Origin of the sequence: Streptomyces formicae, assembly GCF_002556545.1 — a bacterium.
Lineage (GTDB): Bacteria > Actinomycetota > Actinomycetes > Streptomycetales > Streptomycetaceae > Streptomyces > Streptomyces formicae_A.
Genome location: NZ_CP022685.1, coordinates 7,182,351 through 7,202,485, shown reverse-complemented (window position 1 = coordinate 7,202,485; position 20,135 = coordinate 7,182,351). Strand labels below are relative to the sequence as shown.

12 protein-coding genes are annotated in these 20,135 nt (G+C 71.5%); 2 read left to right on the top strand and 10 right to left on the bottom strand.

Annotated elements, in window-relative coordinates; translation table 11 throughout:
• Positions 1-5 precede the first annotated feature (5 nt).
• Positions 6-2,243 carry a cache domain-containing protein gene (locus KY5_RS31450; RefSeq protein ID WP_098245381.1) on the bottom strand — a complete coding sequence of 746 codons (2,238 nt, stop codon included), beginning with the start codon at positions 2,241-2,243 and terminating at the stop codon, positions 6-8.
• 197 nt (positions 2,244-2,440) lie between these two features.
• On the bottom strand, positions 2,441-3,643 hold the full coding sequence (locus KY5_RS31445) for a CapA family protein (RefSeq protein WP_098245380.1): 1,203 nt from the start codon (positions 3,641-3,643) through the stop codon (positions 2,441-2,443).
• Between the two features lie 47 nt (positions 3,644-3,690).
• On the opposite strand from KY5_RS31445, the gene KY5_RS31440 reads away from it, so the two are divergent.
• Positions 3,691-4,671 (top strand): hypothetical protein, encoded by a 981-nt coding sequence (locus tag KY5_RS31440; protein WP_098245379.1) that lies wholly within the window; start codon positions 3,691-3,693, stop codon positions 4,669-4,671.
• A 77-nt stretch (positions 4,672-4,748) separates the two neighbouring features.
• Here the strand turns inward: KY5_RS31440 and KY5_RS31435 are convergent, their stop codons facing one another.
• From KY5_RS31435 to KY5_RS31405, 7 genes are all read right to left on the bottom strand, one after another.
• Complete coding sequence (locus KY5_RS31435) at positions 4,749-6,236, bottom strand: ArnT family glycosyltransferase (protein WP_098245378.1); 1,488 nt, start codon at positions 6,234-6,236, stop codon at positions 4,749-4,751.
• Between the two features lie 84 nt (positions 6,237-6,320).
• Positions 6,321-7,847 carry an amino acid permease gene (locus KY5_RS31430; protein ID WP_098245377.1) on the bottom strand — a complete coding sequence of 509 codons (1,527 nt, stop codon included), beginning with the start codon at positions 7,845-7,847 and terminating at the stop codon, positions 6,321-6,323.
• 114 nt (positions 7,848-7,961) lie between these two features.
• A complete protein-coding gene (dxs, locus tag KY5_RS31425) occupies positions 7,962-9,893 on the bottom strand; it encodes a 1-deoxy-D-xylulose-5-phosphate synthase (protein ID WP_098245376.1) in 1,932 nt (643 codons plus the stop codon).
• 255 nt (positions 9,894-10,148) lie between these two features.
• Positions 10,149-11,450 (bottom strand): sugar ABC transporter permease, encoded by a 1,302-nt coding sequence (locus KY5_RS31420; RefSeq protein ID WP_098245375.1) that lies wholly within the window; start codon positions 11,448-11,450, stop codon positions 10,149-10,151.
• Entirely contained in the window at positions 11,447-12,247 is an 801-nt protein-coding gene (locus KY5_RS31415) for an ATP-binding cassette domain-containing protein (protein WP_098245374.1), read from the bottom strand. Before KY5_RS31415 ends, KY5_RS31420 begins: the two co-directional genes overlap by 4 nt.
• A gap of 215 nt (positions 12,248-12,462) precedes the next feature.
• Positions 12,463-13,560, bottom strand: a complete 1,098-nt coding sequence (locus tag KY5_RS31410; protein WP_418952828.1) for a substrate-binding domain-containing protein — start codon at positions 13,558-13,560, stop codon at positions 12,463-12,465.
• A 122-nt stretch (positions 13,561-13,682) separates the two neighbouring features.
• Complete coding sequence (locus tag KY5_RS31405) at positions 13,683-14,882, bottom strand: ROK family transcriptional regulator (RefSeq protein WP_098245372.1); 1,200 nt, start codon at positions 14,880-14,882, stop codon at positions 13,683-13,685.
• 284 nt (positions 14,883-15,166) lie between these two features.
• On the opposite strand from KY5_RS31405, the gene KY5_RS42300 reads away from it, so the two are divergent.
• Entirely contained in the window at positions 15,167-16,798 is a 1,632-nt protein-coding gene (locus KY5_RS42300; RefSeq protein ID WP_234362945.1) for a serine/threonine-protein kinase, read from the top strand.
• Positions 16,799-16,822: 24 nt separating this feature from the next.
• Here the strand turns inward: KY5_RS42300 and KY5_RS31395 are convergent, their stop codons facing one another.
• Positions 16,823-20,134 (bottom strand): CHAT domain-containing protein, encoded by a 3,312-nt coding sequence (locus KY5_RS31395; protein ID WP_098245371.1) that lies wholly within the window; start codon positions 20,132-20,134, stop codon positions 16,823-16,825.
• Position 20,135: the final 1 nt, after the last annotated feature.

The window sequence follows — 20,135 nt, the reverse complement described above, 5'->3', positions numbered from 1 at the left end:
GGGGTTCAGTTCCTTCCGGCGAGGCCGGCCGTGACGCCGTCCCGCTTGCGCTGGGTGCCCGTCGGCAGCTGCTGCCTGATGAGTTCCAGGCTGCGGGTGACGGCGCCGACCTCGTCGTGGTGGCGCGGGTAGAGGACGGTGCGGCGGTCCCCGTCGGCGAGCGCCTCGGCCTGATCGGCCAGGTGCCGCAGCGGTCGTACGACGACGATGTGCAGCCAGCCGAGGCAGGCCGCCGCCGCGGTGATGCCGAGGAGTCCGGCGAGGACGGTGCGGTTCTGCAGGTTGTACTCGGGGATGGCGAGGCCGGAGGCGGGCTGCCAGCTGAGCACGGTCCAGCCGAGCGAGTGCGCGGCACCGCCGCCGACGAACGGGGCCGCGGCCGCGATCTGGATGTTGTCCCCGTCGCGGTAGAGGACACCGCTGGGGCGCGGGCTGAGACCGACCTTCTGGCCGGTGCCCTCGGCGAGCGCGTTCAGGCGGCCGCTCGGCAGGTCCTCGAACTCGCGGTAGCCGGTGTTGGCGCCGATCACCTTCCGCTCGTCGTCGACGACCCGGACCTCGCCGAGGCCGGGGCGCTTGAGCAGCGAGTTGAGGAAGTCGATGCGGAACTCGCCGACCACGGCGGCCCCTTCGCGGCCCGAGACCTCGGCGGTGCCGATGATCACCGGCTCCTTGCCGCCGTCGTCGACGACCCGGATGGGCTCGTCGGAGGGGCCCTTGCCGGACGGGCTTCGCGGGTCGTCGCCCGCCTCGGCCAGGACCTTGCCCGCCGCGTCGAGGACGTACAGGGACTGGTAGCGGGTGTGCTGGTGCAGGGTGCTCTCGAGGACCTTCTTCATCTCCGGCGCCTCGGTCTTCTCGCCCATCAGCGAGGCGACCGAGGTGAGGTCGGCGTGGCCTTCGTTGAGGGCGCGCCGGACCCGGTCGGTGAGGGTGTCGGTGCGCTCGCGCTGGTCGTTGACCATCTGCTGCGGTACGACGACGGTGTCCCCCGCGCGGTTGAGCAGCAGCATGAGCGGCGCGGACCAGGCGAGCAGGAGCACCGCGCAGACCGCGATCAGGGTGCGGCTGCCGAACCTGCGGCGGCGGGCGGGGCGGTCCTGGCCGGTGGCGGGCTCGCCGATGAGCTGGCGGCGCAGCCGTTCGAGGGCGGCGCCGATGCGGGCGGCCTCGCCGTACTTCGGGACGGAGACCGGCCGGTCCAGGTCGCCGCGGGTCATCCTGCGGCCTTCGAGGAACAGCCGGAGCAGCGGGCGCTGCACCGTGCGCACCAGGAGGTAGACCGTCAGGCCGCCGATGAGCAGCAGGGCGCCCGCGGCGATCAGGCCGAAGGCGGAGTCGCTCGTCGCCGTCGGGTCCTCGGCGACCGGGACCATCGCGACGACGGTGAGGCCGAGCCGGGTGGCCACGGTGGACTCGCCCGCCTCGGGGGCGGCGAGGTTCGCGTATCCGGCGACGGCGCGCTCACCGAGGTAGCGATCGCCGGTGAGGTGGCCGCTGACGCCGAGGAAGCCGCCGGATCCCGGCTCCTTGGACCGCAGCGGATGGACGCGCGCCTTCTTCGCCGCGGTCTCGGCGAACGACTTGAGCTGTTTGTTGGACTGCTTGACCTCGTCGCGCTGCGCGTCGGTGAGGACCTGCTCGGGCTCGGGGATGCCGTCGGTGCTCAGGACGTGGCCGTCCTGGCCGACGACGGCGATGGAGCGGAACTTGCCGAGGCTGATGCCGGGGAAGCGCAGGCTGTTGGAGGCGACGAGGAGTTGCTGCGGCTGCCCCTTCCAGGTGAGCAGCGCGAAGGAGAGCAGCCGGGTCTCGCCGTTCTCCAGGCGCACCATGCGCGGTGCGAGGCCGTCCTCGTCCGCGAGTTTCCCCCGGTCGATGGCGGTCAGCGGCAGGTTCTCGCCGCGGGCGGCCATGAGCTTGCCCGAGGAGATCTCGACGACCGCGGTGCCCATCCACTTCTGGTAGACGCTGCCGATCTTGTCGAGCACGGCGTCGGCGGGCACCGGATCGCCCGCGCTGAACAGTTCGGCGGTCCGGGTCAGGTCGGTGACGGACTCGTCGACGGAGGCGCGCAGCGCGATGGCGCCGTCCTCGGCGAAGTGCTGCTGGGACGTCTTGACCGCTTGGGGAACGGCCTCCTGTCCGACGCGGCCGAGGGTGAGGGCGGTGATGCCCGCGAGGGCGAGGAGCAGGACCGACAGCGCGGCGATGGGGGGACGTATGCCTCCCACCAGCGACATGTCGGTCCTTCGGCGGACCTTGTGCCGCCGCTTCGAACGCGAAGCGGCCAAGGGGTGCTCCTCTCCTGGAGTGACTCGGGGGTACGGAAACGCAGGGTGATGCGTTCCGGAAAGCTTTGACCCGTCACACCCCAGGAGGGATGTGCGAAGTAAGGGAAATGTGAGCTAGATCGCGTCGGTCGGGTGTTTCGGCCACCTCAGTCGTTGGGCAACGACTCCAGCGGTTCGAGGCCGTCCTTGCTCGCGCCCCGGTTCAGGAGCGTGCCCTGGGTGCGCTCGAAGGCCAGGCGGTAGCGGGAGCGCCGCTCCTCGCTGAGGCCCTCGCCGTCCCGCAGCGCGTCGGCCACGTCGATCAGGCGGTGGTCCTTGACCGCGCCCTTGGGCAGCGCGCCGGTCTCGTCCGGGTCCGGCGGGATCTCCGTGAACGTCGGCACGTACTTGGCGTCGACGTCCCACTTACCGCCCCGCTTGACGAACTCGAACCAGCCGATCGCGCCCTCCTCGGTCAGCCCCGTGGGCACGTCGTGCCGGGCGATCTGATTGCCGAGTCCGTACGCGATCCAGGTGCCTTCGACCCTCTCCATCGGCTGGACGACGTGCGCGTGGTGCCCGATGACCAGGTTGATCCCGGTCTCCTTGGCGATCTTGCGGGCCAGCTTCAACTGCGGGCCACTGGCGTTGGGCTGGTTCTCGCGGCCCCAGTGGATGCTCAGGATGACGACCTCGGCGCCCGCGCCACGCGCCTTCTTCTCGGCCGCGGCGATCGCGTCGAAGTCGTTCTGGTTGACGACCCACGGCTTGTTCTTGGGGATCTCGCGGCCGTTGAACCCGAAGGCGAAGGCTATCTGCGCGACCTTCACGCCCTTCACCTCGGTGATGAGCGGCTTGTTCGCCTCCGCCGCGCTGCGCGCCGAACCGGTGTGCCGCAGGCCCGCCTTGTCGAGGGTGTTCAGGGTGCGGGTGACACCGGCGGGGCCGTGGTCGAGGGTGTGGTTGGACGCGGTCGAGCACTGGTCGTAGCCGACGTCCTTGATGGCGGTGGCGATCTGCGGCGGCACCAGGAAGTCGGGGTAGCTCTGGAAGGGCCCCTTGGGCTTGCCCACCACCGGCTCGAAGTGGCAGATGCCCAGGTCGGCCTTGCTGATGACCGGCTTGACCCCGGCCAGCATCGGCCGGAAGTCGAGACCCTGCTCGCCCTTGCCGGTGGCCTTGGCGTCCTTGCGGGCCTGCTCGGTGAGTTGTGGGTGGATCAGGATGTCGCCCGCGGCGGCGACCGTGAACGAAGGGCCGTCGGCGGCGGGCTTGTCGTCACCGCCGAAGGCACCGCAGGCGGTGCCCGCGAGCAGCAGGAGGGCGGAGGCTGCACAGGTCACGAAATGCCTGCGGAAGGGACGTGTCATCACGGGGATATCTTTATACAACCATGAAGCACTCTTGTACCAAGTCGATGGCTACTGCAAACAAACTGGGCGTTCTCGCCCTCGTCACCGCGGCGGTCCTCAGCCTCACCCAGTGCGGATCCGGCTCATCGGGGCGGGACGAGAAGCCGTCGGGCGGCGAGGACCGGCGCCCCTCCGCCACGGCGCCGGGGAACGGCTCCGACGACTCCGCCGACGGTCTTGAGCAGCGCGTCACCGGGTACACGGCGAACTTCGGCGAGGACAGCGGGTACCGCCACCCCTCCCGCACCGACCGCGAGACGCTCGCCGCGGGCGTCGCGCTCCTCCTCGACCACCGGCGCAAGGAGGCCGAACGCCGCCTGGCCGACGTGGACTTCGCGGTGCGCACGGTCACCGACGACACCACGGGGCGGCGGTACGCGGAGGTCGCGGACCGCTCCGAGGGCGGCGCCGCGCCGCGCGGCTGGGGGCGCGTCTACCTCGACCTCGACGCCCCGGTCCGCTGGTCCGTCCAAGTGCCGCACCCGGTGGCCGACCAGAACACCGAACGGCTCGGCGCGGAGCTCATGAGCCGCTCCCGCGGTGGAATCCTGATCGTCGCAGGAGCACATCGCAAAGCGGGGCGCGGCGACGAGGCGGACGTGGCGCACCGCAGGGACAGCGTGTTCCACGCCCTCTGCGCCGAACTGATCAAGCGCGGCCTGCCCGGCATCCAGCTGCACGGGATGGCCGACGACTCGGCACCCGACCACGACGTCGTCGCCTCCACCGGCAAGGGCAGGACGGCCGTCACCGAGGGCCGCGTCCTCGCCGACGCGCTGCGCGAACGGGGCTACGACGTCTGCCGCGCCTGGGCCAGGACCTGCCCGCTCGCGGGCCGCAGCAACATGCAGGGCCGGGCGGCCGCCGCGCACGACGTGCCGTTCCTGCACGTCGAGTTCGGCCCGAAGATCCGCGAGGACCGCGCCCACGGACGCAGGGCGGTCGAGGCCCTGTCGAAGGTGACGGAGACATGGCGGGGCCGGTAGTGGTTCGTCTGCGGGTTGCCCCGTAAGGGGCGCGGGGAACTGCGCGACCAGCCCCCACCGGCCCGCGGACGAGGCCCCTACCCACCCGCCCGCACATAGACCACCGCTCCCCCCACCCGCATCAGCGGCTCGTACCCCGCCTCCAGCGCCCGCCGCAACGTAGGCATCCGCTCCGGCGCGAACGCCCCGCCCCGCGAGTCGTCCACGACGACCTTCGGCGGATGCCGCCTCAACTCCTCGCGAAAGACCGGCCACGAGCCCGCCACGCCGTACTTCTCGCCCACCTGCGGGCCGTTCCTGCCCCCGCTGTAGTTGGTGAGCAGCCCGGCCGTGAGGTAGCGGCTCGCGGGGGCGCGGTCGGCGAGCCAGTACGCCTCGGGGTGCATCCCCCAGAACAGCACCCGGTCGTGCGGGCCCGAACGCGCCCTGACCGTCTCCGCGAGGCGCGTGGCGTGCGCCAGTTCGGGCCGGGGCGCGAGCAGCCCCCAGGCCAGGAACACCGCGCACCCGCACCCCGAGGCGACGATCGCCCGCAGCGTCCGCTCGCGCGGCAGGATCTGGAGCGCCGCCGCGCCCAACAGCGCCAGCGGCGGCATGAGTTGGAGGTAGTAGTGGCCGAAGAAGTGGAAGCCGAGCAGGACCGCGGCGACCGCAGAGGCGAGCCAGAGCCAGAGGTCGGTGGCGCCGGTGCGGGCGATGCGCAGGACGCGTACGACCGGCGGGACGATGCCCGCGCAGGCCGCGGCGAGGATCGCCGCGTTGCCCAACCCGCGCACCAGGACGTGGAGTTCGGAGCCGGTGAAGGAGGCGTACGCGCCCGAGCCCGTCACCGTCCAGAACAGGAAGCCCGCAGGGGTCGTCAGGAGCGCGGCGGCGGCGACAGGGGCGCACAGGCCCGCGGCCAGGCGCAGCACGTCCGCGCGGGGCGCCCCGGCCCGCCACAGCAGCCAGGCGACCGGGAGCAGGACCGCTCCCCCGGTCTGCTTGGCGAGGAAGGCACAGGCGACCGCCGCGCCGGCGGCACCCCATCTGCGGCGGTCCGCGCACCACATGGCGGCGGCCGTGCAGGGCAGCATGAAGATCTCGAAGGTGGCCGCCTGCGCGTCCTCGGGGTTGAGGCCGATGGAGATCAGGAGGTAGAGGACGCCCGCCGTGCGGCCCGCGCGGTCGCCCCAGCGGCGCCGGGCGATCGAGACGAGGAGGACGGCGGTCAGGAGCTGGGCGGCGACCGCGAGGGCCTTCAGCGGCAGCAGCGAGTCGTCGCCGAAGAGGGCGAAGGCGCCCGCGTAGAGCCAGGGGACGAGCGGCGGCTTGCGGTCGACGACCGTCTCGTAGAGCGTGCCGCCGTCGGCGAGGAGCCGCGCCTGGACGGCGAGATAGCCCTCGTCGGGGTTCCACAGGGGCCACCGGAAGGAGGGCGCCCTGGTCACGCACGCCAGCGCGGTGAGGAGCGGGAGCAGCCGCGTCCAGTACGGGTCGCGGCGGTCGGGGACGTACTCCCCGCGCGGGCCGGGCACTCGGATGTTGCGTACGGAGCGTAGCGATGCGGAGGGCGCGGCGAGCATACGACGCACGCTATCCGGCCCCGCAGTCCCTACTGGAACGGGACATACGGGGCCGGAGAAGAAGCCTTGCCGAAAGGCCCCTGACTACTGTGCGTCGTCGGTGTGCGGGTCCCTCACGTGCAGGCGGCTGTGCGAACGTCCGTACACGAAGTAGATGACGACGCCGAGCACCATCCAGACGCCGAACCGCAGCCAGGTCTCCGCGGGCAGGTTGAGCATCAGCCACAGCGACGCGAGGACCGAGAGGATCGGCACGAAGGGCACCAGCGGGGTGCGGAAGGAGCGCGGCAGGTCGGGGCGCTGCTTGCGGAGCACGATGACGCCGAGGGCGACCACGACGAAGGCGAACAGCGTGCCGATGTTGACCAGTTCGGCGAGTTCGTCGATGGAGGTGAAGCCCGCGACGACGGCGACGATCCCGCCGAGCAGCATCGTCGAGCGGTACGGCGTGCCGAACGTGGGGTGCACCTTGGAGAAGGTCTTCGGAAGCAGTCCGTCGCGGCTCATCGCGAAGAAGACCCGGGTCTGGCCGAGCAGCAGGATCATGCAGACCGAGGTGAGCCCGACGGCCGCGCCGAAGCTGATCAGGCCCGCCCAGAAGGGGTGGCCGACCGCCTTGAAGGCGTCGGCGAGCGGCGCGTCCGTGGACAGGTCGCTGTACTTCTGCATGCCGGTGACGACGATGGAGACCGCCACGTACAGGATCGTGCAGATGAGCAGCGAGCCGATGATGCCGCGGGGCACGTCGCGCTGCGGGTTGTGGGTCTCCTCCGCGGCGGTCGCGACGATGTCGAAGCCGATGAAGGCGAAGAAGACGACGGCCGCCGCGGTGAAGATGCCCATCACGCCGAAGTGCGAGGGCGTGAAGCCGAACATCAGCTGCACCAGCGGCGCGGTGATGCCGCCGCCGCCCTCGGCGGGCTCGGACGGCGGGACGAACGGGTCGTAGTTGGCCCCGGTGATGAAGAAGGCGCCGACGATGATGACCAGGAGGACGACGGTGACCTTGACGGCGACGATGACGTTGGTGACCCGCGAGGACAGCTTCATCCCCGCGACCAGGATGGCGGTCAGGACGAGCACCAGGACGCACGCGAGCAGGTCGAAGCCGAACTTCCCCTCGTGGGTGCCGCTCAGCGCCTGCGGCAGGTGCATGCCCGCGGTGTCCAGGAGCGAGCGCATGTACCCGGACCAGCCGACCGCGACCACCGCACAGCCGAGCGCCAGTTCGAGGATCAGGTCCCAGCCGATGATCCAGGCGGGGAACTCCCCCAGCGAGGCGTACGAGAAGGTGTACGCGGACCCGGCCACCGGCACGGTCGACGCGAACTCGGCGTAGCAGAGCGCCGCGAGCGCGCAGACTAGTCCCGCGACGACGAAGGCGAGGGCCACCGCGGGCCCCGCCGTCTCCTTGGCGATCTTTCCGGTCAGGACGAAGATGCCGGTACCGATGATGACGCCGACGCCGAAGACCGTGAGATCGAGGGCTGACAGCGACTTCTTGAGCGCGTGCTCCGGCTCCTCGGTGTCCCTGATGGACTGCTCGACGCTCTTCGTCCTGAAGAGGGTGCTGCTCACGGGCGTACCTCCCACGCTTGTCGTCCCCGACATGATCGAGAGGCCGAGTACCCCGTAAGCCCCGGCGCGGGCCCATTCACGCGAATGGGCCGGTCCCACCACCCGTACAGGGTGCTGAAACCGGCCCGTCGGCGGTGCGGGTTGACGTCAGTCGCGGGCGGGCTCCACGGAGTCCACGGCGGCGGCGGTGCTCCGCTCGAAGCGCCCGTCGAGCTTGGCGACGAGACCCGTCACCTGACGCGCGATGTCCGGAGCCGTCAGACCGATCTCGGCCAGGATCTCCTTGCGCGAGGCGTGGTCCAGGAAGCGCGGCGGGATGCCGAAGTCGCGCAGCGGCACGTCGACGCCCGCGTCGCGCAGGGCCTGCGCGATCGCCGAACCGACGCCGCCCGCACGGGAGTTGTCCTCGACGGTGACCACGACGCGGTGCTGCTCGGCGAGCGGCGCCATCGCCTCGTCGACCGGCTTGACCCAGCGCGGGTCCACGACGGTCGTGGTGATGCCCTGCTTGTCGAGCAGGTCCGCGACCTCCAGGCACATGGGCGCGAGCGCGCCGACGGAGACCAGCAGGACGTCCGCCTTGCCGGTGCCCGCCTTGCGCAGGACGTCCATGCCGCCGACCTTGCCGACGGCCTTGACCGCGGGGCCCACCGCGCCCTTGGAGTAGCGCACGACGGTCGGGGCGTCGTCCACCTCGACGGCCTCGCGCAGCTGGAGGCGGACCTGGTCGGCGTCGCGCGGGGCGGCGATCCTGAGCGTCGGCACGCACTGGAGGATCGACATGTCCCACATGCCGTTGTGCGAGGCGCCGTCGGTGCCGGTGACACCGGCCCTGTCCAGGACGAAGGTGACGCCGCACTTGTGCAGGGCCACGTCCATCAGGAGCTGGTCGAAGGCGCGGTTCAGGAACGTCGCGTACACGGCGAAGACGGGGTGCAGGCCGCCGCTCGCCAGGCCCGCGGCGGAGACCGCCGCGTGCTGCTCGGCGATGCCCACGTCGTAGACCCGGTCGGGGAACGCCTTGGAGAACTTCTCCAGGCCGACCGGCTGGAGCATGGCGGCCGTGATCGCGACGATGTCCTCGCGCTCGTGGCCGAGCTTGACCATCTCCTCGCCGAAGACGGACGTCCAGTCCATGCCGCCCGCCGCGATCGGCAGGCCCGTGTCGGGGTGGATCGGGCCGATGCCGTGGAAGTGGTCGGCCTCGTCCTCCTCGGCGGGCTTGTAGCCGCGGCCCTTCTCGGTGAGGCAGTGCACGATGACCGGGCCGCCGAAGCGCTTGGCGCGCTGGAGGGCGGACTCCAGGGCCTCCATGTCGTGGCCGTCGATCGGGCCGACGTACTTGAGCCCCAGGTCCTCGAACATGCCCTGCGGGGCGATGAAGTCCTTGAGGCCCTTCTTGGCGCCGTGCAGGGTCTCGTAGAGCGGCTTGCCGACGACCGGCGTGCGCTCCAGGAGGTCCTTCCCACGGGCCAGGAACCGCTCGTAGCCGTCCGTCGTGCGCAGGGTCGCCAGGTGGTTGGCGAGCCCGCCGATCGTGGGGGCGTACGAGCGCTCGTTGTCGTTGACGACGATGACGAGCGGGCGGTCCTTGGCGGCGGCGATGTTGTTCAGCGCCTCCCAGGCCATGCCGCCGGTGAGCGCGCCGTCGCCGATGACGGCGACGACGTGGTCGTCCTTGCCGCGCACCTCGTTGGCCTTGGCCAGGCCGTCGGCCCAGCCGAGGACCGTGGAGGCGTGGCTGTTCTCGATCACGTCGTGGTCGGACTCGGCGCGCGAGGGGTAGCCGGACAGACCGCCCTTGCTGCGCAGCTTGCCGAAGTCCTGGCGGCCGGTGAGCAGCTTGTGCACGTAGCTCTGGTGGCCGGTGTCGAAGAGGACCTTGTCCTGGGGCGACTCGAAGACGCGGTGCAGGGCGATGGTGAGCTCGACCACGCCGAGGTTGGGGCCGAGGTGGCCGCCGGTCTTGGAGACTGCGTCGACGAGGAAGGCCCGGATCTCTCCGGCCAGCTGGTTCAGCTCCTCGGCGCTGAGCCGGTCCAGATCGCGCGGTCCCGTGATGCGGGTCAGCAGCGGCACCCGTGCCTCCTTGCAGTAGAGCTGAGATGTGCTGTTCGAGCGTTGCCGGGTCTGTCGAGTCTAATGTTCCGCGACTGACCACCGCGTCCGGGAGGCGTATTCCGAGTCACACGAACAGACGCACGGGGCGAGGAACAGGTGTTCCTCGCCCCGTGCGTCCGGGGCGCCTCGGGGTGGCCCCGTAAGGGGCGCGGGGAACTGCGCGACCAGCCACGACGAGCCCGCGGCCGGGCACCCGCACAGCCCAGAGACCCCCTACGCCCGCCCGGCGGACTTCTGCGTACGCCGGGAGACGGAGTCGATGACCACCGCTGCAAGCAGCACCGCACCCGTGATCATGTACTGAATCTCACTCGCCATGCCGAGCAGGTTCAGCCCCTGCTGGATCGACTGGATCACGAGCATGCCGAGGAGCGCGGACCACACCTTCCCGCGCCCCCCGAAGAGGCTCGTCCCGCCGATGACCGCCGCGGCGATCACCATCATGAGCGTGTTGCCGCCGCCCAGGCTCTTGGTCGCGCCACCGGACAGGCTCGCGATGAAGAGACCGCCGAAGGCCGCGAGCATGCCGGAGATGGCGAAGACGGTGATCCGGACCCGGTCGACGTTGATACCGGCGCGGCGCGCGGCCTCCGCGTTGCCGCCGACCGCGAAGACCTGGCGGCCGAAGGTGGTGCGCCGGGCCACGAAGTCCGCGACGACCAGGACGGCGAGGAAGAGCACCAGGGCCAGCGGCAGGCCGCGGGCGCCCTCGGGCTCGTTCAGCTCGTAGGCCGCGCCGCCCGCGAGGACGGCGACGACGACCGTGCGCAGGACGATCTCGCTGACCGGCCGCGACGGCAGCCCCGCGCCCTTGCGGCGGCGGCTGTCCAGGAGCAGGGACCCCGCGTATGCGATGATCGCGACGGCGGCGAGGCCGTAGGCGGCACCCTTCTCCGCGAAGAAGTGCCCGGTGAGGTCCTCGACGACACTGCCCTCGGGCGTGTTGATGCTGCCCTCGCTGCCCATCAGCCAGATCTGGAGACCGCTCCAGCCGAGGAAGCCCGCGAGGGTGACCACGAAGGCGGGCACGCCGATCTTGGCGAAGAAGAAGCCGTGGGCGGCGCCGATGACCAAGCCTGACGCGATGGCGATGAACACCGCGAGCCAGTCGTTCAGACCGTGCGTGACGCTCAGGACGGCCCAGACGGCGGCGCCCATGCCCGCCACCGAGCCGACCGAGAGGTCGATCTCGCCGAGCAGCAGGACGAAGACGATGCCGACGGCCATGATGCCGAGGCCGGAGGTGAAGACCGCGATGTTCGCGAGGCTGCTCGCGTCCAGGAAGTGGTCGTTCTTCAGCTGGAAGATGATCGCGATGACGATCAGGCCGATGACGACGGGCAGCGAGCCGAGCTCACCGCCGCGCATCTTGCGCTTGAACTCGGTCCAGTACCCGGCCAGGCCCTCCTCGCGGATGAGCAGGCGCGGGTCGACGGCGGGGACGGGGGCGGCCGACGTGTCCACCGCGCCGGGCGCGGCCGTGTCGGTCTTCGGGGTCTTGGCGAGGTCGCTCACTTCGCGTCCTCCTTCGTCACCGTGGCCGTACGCGCCCTGCGGCGGGTCACGGCGTTGTCCGTAGCGCCGGTGATGGCGGCGATGATCTCTTCGTTGGTGGTGTCGGCGACGGAGAACGTGCCGTTGTTGCGGCCGAGCCGCAGCACCGCGACCTTGTCCGCGACGGCCTTCACGTCGGCCATGTTGTGGCTGATGAGGATCACCCCGTGGCCGCGCTCGCGCAGGCGCTCGACCAGGTCGAGGACCTGGGCGGTCTGCTCGACGCCGAGGGCCGCGGTGGGCTCGTCGAGGATGACGACCTTGGGGTCGCCGACCAGGGCGCGGGCGATGGCGACGACCTGGCGCTGACCGCCGGAGAGCGCCGCGACCGGGATGCGGACGCTGGGGATGCGGATGGAGAGGGTGTCCAGGAGTTCCCTGGCGCGCTTCTCCATCTTGATCTCGTCGAGGACCGAGACGCTCTTCAGCTCGCTGCCGAGGAACAGGTTGGCGACGACGTCGAGGTTGTCGCAGAGGGCGAGGTCCTGGTAGACGGTGGCCACGCCGAGGTTCTGGGCGTCGTGCGGCCGTCCGATGCGGACGCTCCTGCCCTCCCACTCGATGGTGCCGTCGTCGATCGGGTGAACGCCCGAGATCGTCTTGACGAGGGTGGACTTTCCGGCGCCGTTGTCGCCGACGAGGGCGACCACCTCACCGGTGCGGATTTCGAGGTCTACGTCCGTGAGCGCCTGGACGGCGCCGAACCGCTTGGAGACCCCGCGCAACGCCAGCACGGGCGTAGCGGACACGTGAATCATCTCCTTCGCCGCCTGACCGGCGGGGATGGTGGTGCAGCAAGGGCAGGTCCGGTGCCCGCCCCCCGTTTGCGGGGCGGTGGAGCGGGGCGGGCACCGGACCGGTACTGGAGGCCGTCGCGTACGGGTCCGTGGAGCGCTCTCCGGCGCCCCGCGAAGCTCGCGCCGAGCCTCGCGTGGAACTCACTTCGTACGAACGGCTTTACCGCAAGCGGGAGTTACTTGATACCCGCGGCGTCGCACGCCTTCTTGTACTGGGCCGTGCAGATCTCGCTGACCTTGTAGACCTTGTCCTTGACGATCGTGTCGGCGACGTCGTCCTTGGTGATCGCCTCGGCGTCGTACAGCTTGGCCGGGATGCCCTTGAAGTCGCCGCTGAGCGAGTCGACCTTGCGGTCGGTGATGTCGTCGATGTCCTTGCCCTTGAGCAGGCGCACGGCGATCTCGGCGGTGGTCTGCGCCTCCGGCTTGATCTGCTTGTAGATCGTGTAGTCCTGGGCGCCGCTCAACAGGCGCTGCACGCCCGCGAGTTCGGCGTCCTGACCACCGACGGGGACCTTGATGCCGCGCTGCTTGAGCGCGGTGATCACACCGCCCGCCATGCCGTCGTTGGCGGCGTAGACGCCCTGGATGCCGTCCTTGCCGAGCTTGTCGATCGCGGAGGACATCTTGCGGTTCGCCTCGTCCGAGGACCACTCGGGGATGTCCTGCTCGTACGCGATCTTCTTGACGGCCTTGTCGAGGACCGAGTGGGCGCCCTTCTTGAAGAAGGGGGCGTTCGGGTCGGTCGGCGAGCCGTTGATCATGACGACGTTGGCGTCCTTGGCCTTGGCGCCGAGCGCCTTGACCATGGCACCGCCCTGGAGGCGGCCGATCTTCTCGTTGTCGTACGACACGTAGGCGGACAGCGGGCCCTCGGCCAGGCGGTCGTAGGCGACGACCTTCACGCCCTGCTTGTCGGCCTGCTTGACCCACGACTTGGTCGACTTGTAGTCGACGGCGTCGAGAATGATCACCTTGATGCCCTGCGTGACGAGGGCGTCGAACTGCTTCTTCTGGGCCTCGATGTCTCCCGAGGCGTTGTTGTACTTGACGTCGCAGTCCGAGCAGAGTTCCTTGATCTTCGCCTCCATGATGGGGCGGTCGAAGGTCTCGTAGCGCGTGGTCTTGTTCTCCGGGAGCAGCAGACCGATGGTCTTGCTGTCGCCGTCGCTGCCCTTGTCGTCGCCGTCTCCGGCCTTGCCGCAAGCGGTCATGGCGAGTGCCATCGAAACCGCTGCCGTACCTATGACGACGCGACGCGTCATTGCGTTCATGGTGGGGTGCCTCCCTGACGAGGCCGCGTCGTTGCGGCCGAGGTGGCTCGAAGTCAACTCGGCCGCCACACCAGCGTCAAGGAGTAAATCCTTAACGAGATGACAACGGTGCCATGCGTTATCTAAGTGAAGGCAGGTGCGCCCGCAGGCAGAGATCCGTCCAAAAGGGTCGAATCTCCCATCTCACTGAGCGCGAGGGCCAGCGCGCCGAGCACCTCGGCGCGGCCGCCAAGTGCCCCGGGAAGCACGGACAGTTGACGCGCGGCGCTCGGGATCGCGTACCGCCCCACCGACTCCCTGATCGGCCCGAGCACCAGCTCACCGGCCTCCGCGAGGTCTCCGCCGAGCACGACACGGGAGGGGTTGAGGAGGTTGCAGAGATTGGCGACGCCGCTGCCGATGTGCCGCCCGACGTCCGCGATCACGCGGCGGCAGCCGGGGTCCCCGTCGCGCGCGAGAGAGACCACGCGCTCCATGGTCAGATCGGTGCCGTGGCTCGACTGGAGCAGCGGCAGGACGTACCGGGCCGCGGCGAAGGTCTCCAGGCAGCCCCGGTTGCCGCAGCGGCAGACGGGGCCCGACTCGTCGAGGGTGATGTGCCCGATCTCGCCCGCGGTGCCTCCGGGCCCCCGGTAGATCCGGCCGCTGATCACCAGGCCCGCGCCGACACCGCTGGCGACCTTGATGTACGCCAGGTCCTTGACGCCCCTGCCGCTCCCCCAGACCAGCTCGCCGAGCGCGCCGAGGTTGGCGTCGTTGTCCACGTGCACCGGCACGCCGAGCCTGCTGGCGAGCTCCTCGGCGGGCTTGGTGCCCGTCCAGCCCGGCAGGATCGACGTCGAGCCGAGCGTGCCCGACTCCACGTCGATGGGTCCCGGCACGCCGAGCCCCACGCCCGCGATCTTCGTACGGTCCACTCCCGTGGCCGTGAGCAGCCTGCTGACCAGCTGCTCGGCCCGGTCGAAGCCCTGCGCGGCGGACGCGTCCACGTCCAGCGGCTCGGCCTCCTCGGCGAGCACCTGGTGGGCGAGGTTGCCGATCGCCACGCGCAGGTGCGTATGGCCGAAATCGACGCCGATGACGATGCCCGCGTCACCGCTCAGCGAGACGCTGCGGGCCCGCCTGCCGCCCGCCGAGGTGGGCGTGACCTCGACCGTGCCGCCGTCCTTCAGCTCCCGGACGATGTTGGAGACCGTCGCCGCCGACAGGCCCGTCGTCCTCGCGATCTCCGCCTGCGTGAGCGACCCGGCGAGCCGCACCGCGCGGACGACCCGTTCGAGATTGGCCCGGTGCAGAGAGGACTGCGACCCCGGAGTCTCCATTGACTCTCACCCTTTGCCCTATTTCGGGCGACCCCGAAGCCACCCGTGACGCCGGCCTCGGAAATGAGCACCGGGCCATGTACAAGTTGTGAACTCCAAACTCTGCTGTAGGAGATGCCGCAGTCAAGTCCTTGACGGAGATCCGGCCTGCGTCGTCCGGCAGTGAGAGGTGTCGGCACGGCGAGCGGCCCCTCCCCCGGGGCCACCGGCCCTCTTGCCCCGGGCTCACGGCACACGAGACGCTGCTTGGTCCGTTGAACGGCTCTGATGATCCGGGGGACTCGGTGGAACGGCTGACGGAGAACGATCCGGCGGAGATCGGGCGTTACCGCTCGATCGCGGAACTGGGCAAGGGCGGCATGGGAAGGGTGCTGCTGAGCAGCGCCCCCGACGGGGGCCTGGTCGCGCTGAAGCAGGTGCGCGCGCAGTTCGTCGAGGATGACGGCTTCCGGGCCCGGTTCCGCCGCGAGGTGGCGGCCTCCCGCAAGGTGTCGGGAGCGCATACGTCGGCGGTGATCGATGCCGATGCGGACGCCGAAGAGCCGTGGCTGACCTCGGAGTTCGTGCCGGGACCCTCCCTCCAGGAGGCCGTGACGGCCGTCGGCGCGCTTCCCGAGGAAGCGGTGCTGCGCATGGCGGCCGGGCTCGCCGCCGCCCTGGTCGACATCCACGGGGCCGGGCTCGTGCACCGGGATCTGAAGCCGTCCAACGTGCTGCTCACCGACGAAGGGCCCCGGGTCATCGACTTCGGCATCGCCCGCGCCACCGAGGGCGGGAGCGGCACCGAACTGACCCGCTCCGGCGGGCTCGTCGGCTCCCCCGGCTTCATGTCGCCCGAGCAGGCCCAGGGACAGCCCATCGGCCCCGCGAGCGACGTCTTCTCCCTGGGGACGGTCCTGTTCATGGCGTGTACCGGCACGTGCCCGTTCAACGGACCCTCGGTGCCGGGGACCCTCTACAACATCGTGTACGCCGAACCCGACCTCGGCGCGCTGCCCGCGAAGGTCAGGCCCCTGGTCGCCCGCTGCCTGGCCAAGGACCCCGCCGCACGCCCGAGCCCCGCCCGGCTGCTCGACGACATCGGCAGGATCGCGCGGACGGCCCGCCCCTGGCCTGCCGAGGTGCACGAGCTGATCGCGGCGCAGCAGGCCGAGATCGCCCGGCTCCAGGAGGAACTGGAGCTTCGTACGCGGGAGTTGGCGGATCTCGCACGGGATGGAGGAGGGGACGGGGACGACGGGGACGCCGTCGTGATCGAGGCACCGTCCGCCGCCCCGGAGCCCGTGTCGGGCCCTGCCCGGCCCCGATTAGCCGTCCTCGCGGGGACGGCCGTCGCGGTCGCCGCGCTGACCGCCGCGGCCGTCATCGCCCTGGACCCCGGGGGCGGCGGCGACACCCGCACCGTCGAGAGGCCGCCCCGGGCGACCGCGCCGGTCGAACCGACGCCCGACCGTACGCCCGAACAGCCGAGCCCGGAGGCGACCACGGAGGCGCCCGTCGAGCAGGCGACGAGGCCCGAGACGGGACCGTCGGCCGTCCGCGAGCCGTCCCGGCGGCCCCCGACGCGGATCGAGACCCGGCCGAGCACGCGGCCCGCGGCGATCGCCGACTGCGAGGGGAAGAGGCTGACCCGGCCGGACTCTCTCCTGCTCGCCTGCGGCGACGGAAAGGCCGGGCTGCTGAACCTGGTGTGGTCGGGCTGGGGCACGCCCGTCGCCCGCGCCACCGGGCTGGGGTGGCACGTGGTCTGCGAGCCCAGCTGCGCGAACGGCAGGGAGGTGCGCTACCAGGTGACGGTGACCGCGACGGGGCCGACGGCCGGGCGCTACACGCTCATGCGGATCAACGCCCCCGGAACGCCCGACCCGGTCCGCCTCTACACGCTCGACGAGAACGGGCCGACCTCGCGCGCCTGACAGCGCCGCCCGCCCGTCGGCCGCTCACATCCCCCACGCCGTGAACGCCCCCCAATGGACCGGCGAGGCGAAGGGCCGCTCGGTCGTCGGCGTCCCGGGGACGGCGTACCGCGCGCTCAGGTCCGCCAGGTGCCGGTGCTCGTCCGCGTACCGCCCGAGCCCGTCCCACGTGAGGCGTCGCAGCCACCCGCGCGCGAGGCGCAGCGCGGGCACGGGCCCGTGCCCCTCGAAGAGGAGTTCGTAGAAGCGCGTCATCAGGAACGCGGTCGCCATGTCGTCCACCTGCCACAGGCTGGTCACCGCGCAGGCGGCGCCCGCCTGGAGGAAGGCGGCGGGCAGTCCGAGGAATTCGTCGGGGGTCTCGATGATGCCGTAGTGGCCCGACTGGCAGGCGCTGGCCACCGTCAGGCGGCAGAGCGGGAGTCGGTGGCGTACGAGCGTGTCCATGTCCAGGTGGCCGTCGGCCAGTGCCAGTGAGCCGCCCTGGCTCTCCGTGCCCGAGCTCCCGTGGCAGCTCAGGTGCAGGTACGACGCCTCGGCGAGGTGATCGAGCACCCAGCTCACGGTCGCGTCGGCCCCGACCGCGTGGCCGGCCTCGCCCCGCGGCCCGAACAGGTCGAGGATCTCCGCCAGTTCGCTGCGGCTGCCGGGCAGCGATCCGTCGGGGTCGGTGACGGCGACCAGGCGCGGGACGGCTTCCGGCGGGCGCGCCGCCCTGGCGCGGGACACGGCGTGGACCGCGGCGGACGGGGCGACGACCAGGGTGCCGATGTCGTCGACGACCCGGTCGGGGTCGGGGCCGAGCGGTACGGCGTGCAGCGGGGCGAGGCCGAGCAGGCCGGTCGGCACGACGACCGCCCCCTTCGCCGGATCCTCCGCGAGGAGTTCGGCGAGCGGGCGCATCAGCGGCGCGAGGGCCGTCAGCCGCTCCAGGGTGGCGGGGAACTCGCGGCGCCGTCTGAGCCGCGTGGCCTGTTGTACGAGCCAGAGGCCGGTGGTGTCGTCCTCCGGGTCCATGACCAGGAGCCGCAGCAGGGTGATGCTGGTGACCTCGGGGACGTGCACGGCCCGCACGGCGGGTTCCGTGCCGGTGACCACCAGGACGTAGCTGCCCCAGGGCGCGTTGACGAGGTACGCGAGCGGCACCCCGGCGGCGGCCCTGGCGATGTCCCGCAGTTCGGTGGTGCGCAGGAAGTCCTCGAAGCCGGGGATCGTCCGGATCTCCTCGACCACCGTGCGCAGGGCGCGTTCCGCGACGGCCTGTTCACGTGCCGTGGGGGCGAGTCCCGCGGGCGTCATCGCGGACGGTTCGGTGACCGAGGCGCCGTAGCGGGCCTGTGCGTCGCGGTAGCGACGGGCCATGACGGGGTCGACCTGGTCGAGTTCCGCCAGGTCCGCGGCGCCCCGCCCCGCGACCACGGAGAGCTCGCAGGCGAGGCCGCGCTCGATCGCCTCCACCGCGCGTTCGACACGGCCCGCGCGGGCGAGGAGGAACGCGGTCCAGCGGGCGAGCCTGTCCACCTGCACGAGCACGCCCCGGCGGCTCGCGACGGTGACCTGGGCGTCGTAGAGCGCGCCCACGGCGGTCAGCATGCCGGACGCCACGTCGGCCGCGTCCTCCCAACGCTTCGCCTCCGCGTAGGAGTTGACGAGTTCCCTGGCGATGTTCAGGTGCAGGGAGGGCGCGAGAGTGGGCGAGGTGGCGGCCAGGGCCGCGCGGCGCAGCCGGACGCTCTCGGCGCTGTCGGGGCCTTCGAGCAGGTCGACGGCCTGGGCGAGGAGCCAGGTGACGCGCCCGGTGTTGAGGAGGCCGGGGCGGGCCGCGGACAGGTCGAGCGCGGCGGTCGCGGCGGCCCGCGCGCCGTGGGCGTCCGGCGGGTCGCGGGTGAGCAGCAGGTCGGCCAGGTTGCACTGGGCCTGGGACCAGAGGGCGGGGTCGTCGCCGGGGGCGAGGTGATCGAGGGCGCCTCGATAGCAGCGCTCCGCCTCGCCCGCGTCGTCGGACTCCGCGCGGCGGGAGAGGAGCAGGCCGAGGTTGACCATGGAGTAGGCCCAGTTGACCGTGGAGCGTTCCGGGGAGCGCTCTTCGAGTCCGGCCCTGATGTGGTCGATGCCGAGGGTGAGGTCGGTGGCATCGCCGCCCGGCCGCTCCGAGAGGTGCAGTCCGTAGTTGGTCTGGATCCTCGCCCAGAATTCGGGGTGCTCCCGGCGGTCCAGGCGGCTCGCGCGCGCCAGGAGGTCGCGGGCCGTCTCCCAGACCTCCAGGCGGTCGCCGTCGTCACGCGAGTAGTGGGCGCTGGCGAGGTTGTTGGCGGTGCGCACCCACTCGAAGCTGCCCTCGGGCAGCCTGGCCAGCGCGTGTTCGAGCAGCCCGAACGCCTCGGACAGGTCGGCGTCGAGTCCGGCGTGGACGGCGGCCACCAGACGTTCGCCGAGCAGCGCGGCGAGCGAGGTCTCCGTCTCCTCCTCGCCGAGGTCGGCGGCGAGCGCGAGGCCCTCGCGTGCCGCCTCGATGCCGTCGAGCCCCTCGGCGGCGAAGGCCGTCTCGTACAGCTCGTGCAGCCGCGCCTTCAGATCGCCCCCGAACTCGCTCAGGGACGCGAAGTAGCGCCGCACCGCCTCGTCCTGCGGGGTGTGTCCGTCGCAGAGTTCCTCCAGGAGCCGCTGGCGCCTGTCGAGCACCGACTCGATGGGGGTGCCTGCCGCGTTGCGCAGCTCTTCGCGCCCGGCGTCACGCACTCGGGTCCCTTGCGTCAACTCCGGTTCCGTACGCAGGAGTTCGTCGAGCGCGTCCGGCAAGCTGGTCAGCACGGCGTAGAGCAGCCGGTCCACCCTGGCGTCCTCGCGGCTCTCCGCGAGGTACTGGAGGAAGGTCCCGTAGTTGTCGACCGTCGGCTGCCCCGCCTGCTCCAATGCCGCGCGGGCCGCGGCGGGGTCGGCCAGGTCCCGGTCGAGGTCGCGGGCCAGGACGACGGGCAGGAGCCTGCGCGGCAGCGGGATCAGCTGCCCTTCGAAGGCGTCGCCCAGGAAGGCACCGGACCGTTCGGCTTCGCCGAGCAGCGCGGTCACCGACTCCGAGGAGTCGCCCCTGAGTTCGTCGAGGGAGAGCGCGAGCAGCAGCGGCGCCGTAACGCCCGGCCGCAGGACCAGCAGCGGAGCGTCGACGTACGCCCGCGTCCCGCAGCCGGGGCAGTCCACCCACGACAGCCCCTGGCCCGGCTCGGCCAGCACGTCGGCGCGTTCACGGGCGTCGATCACGCGCCACACGACGGCGTCGCTCTCGCGCTCGCACTCCTCGCAGCGCCACGCGTACGACGCCCTCGCCGAGACCGCCATC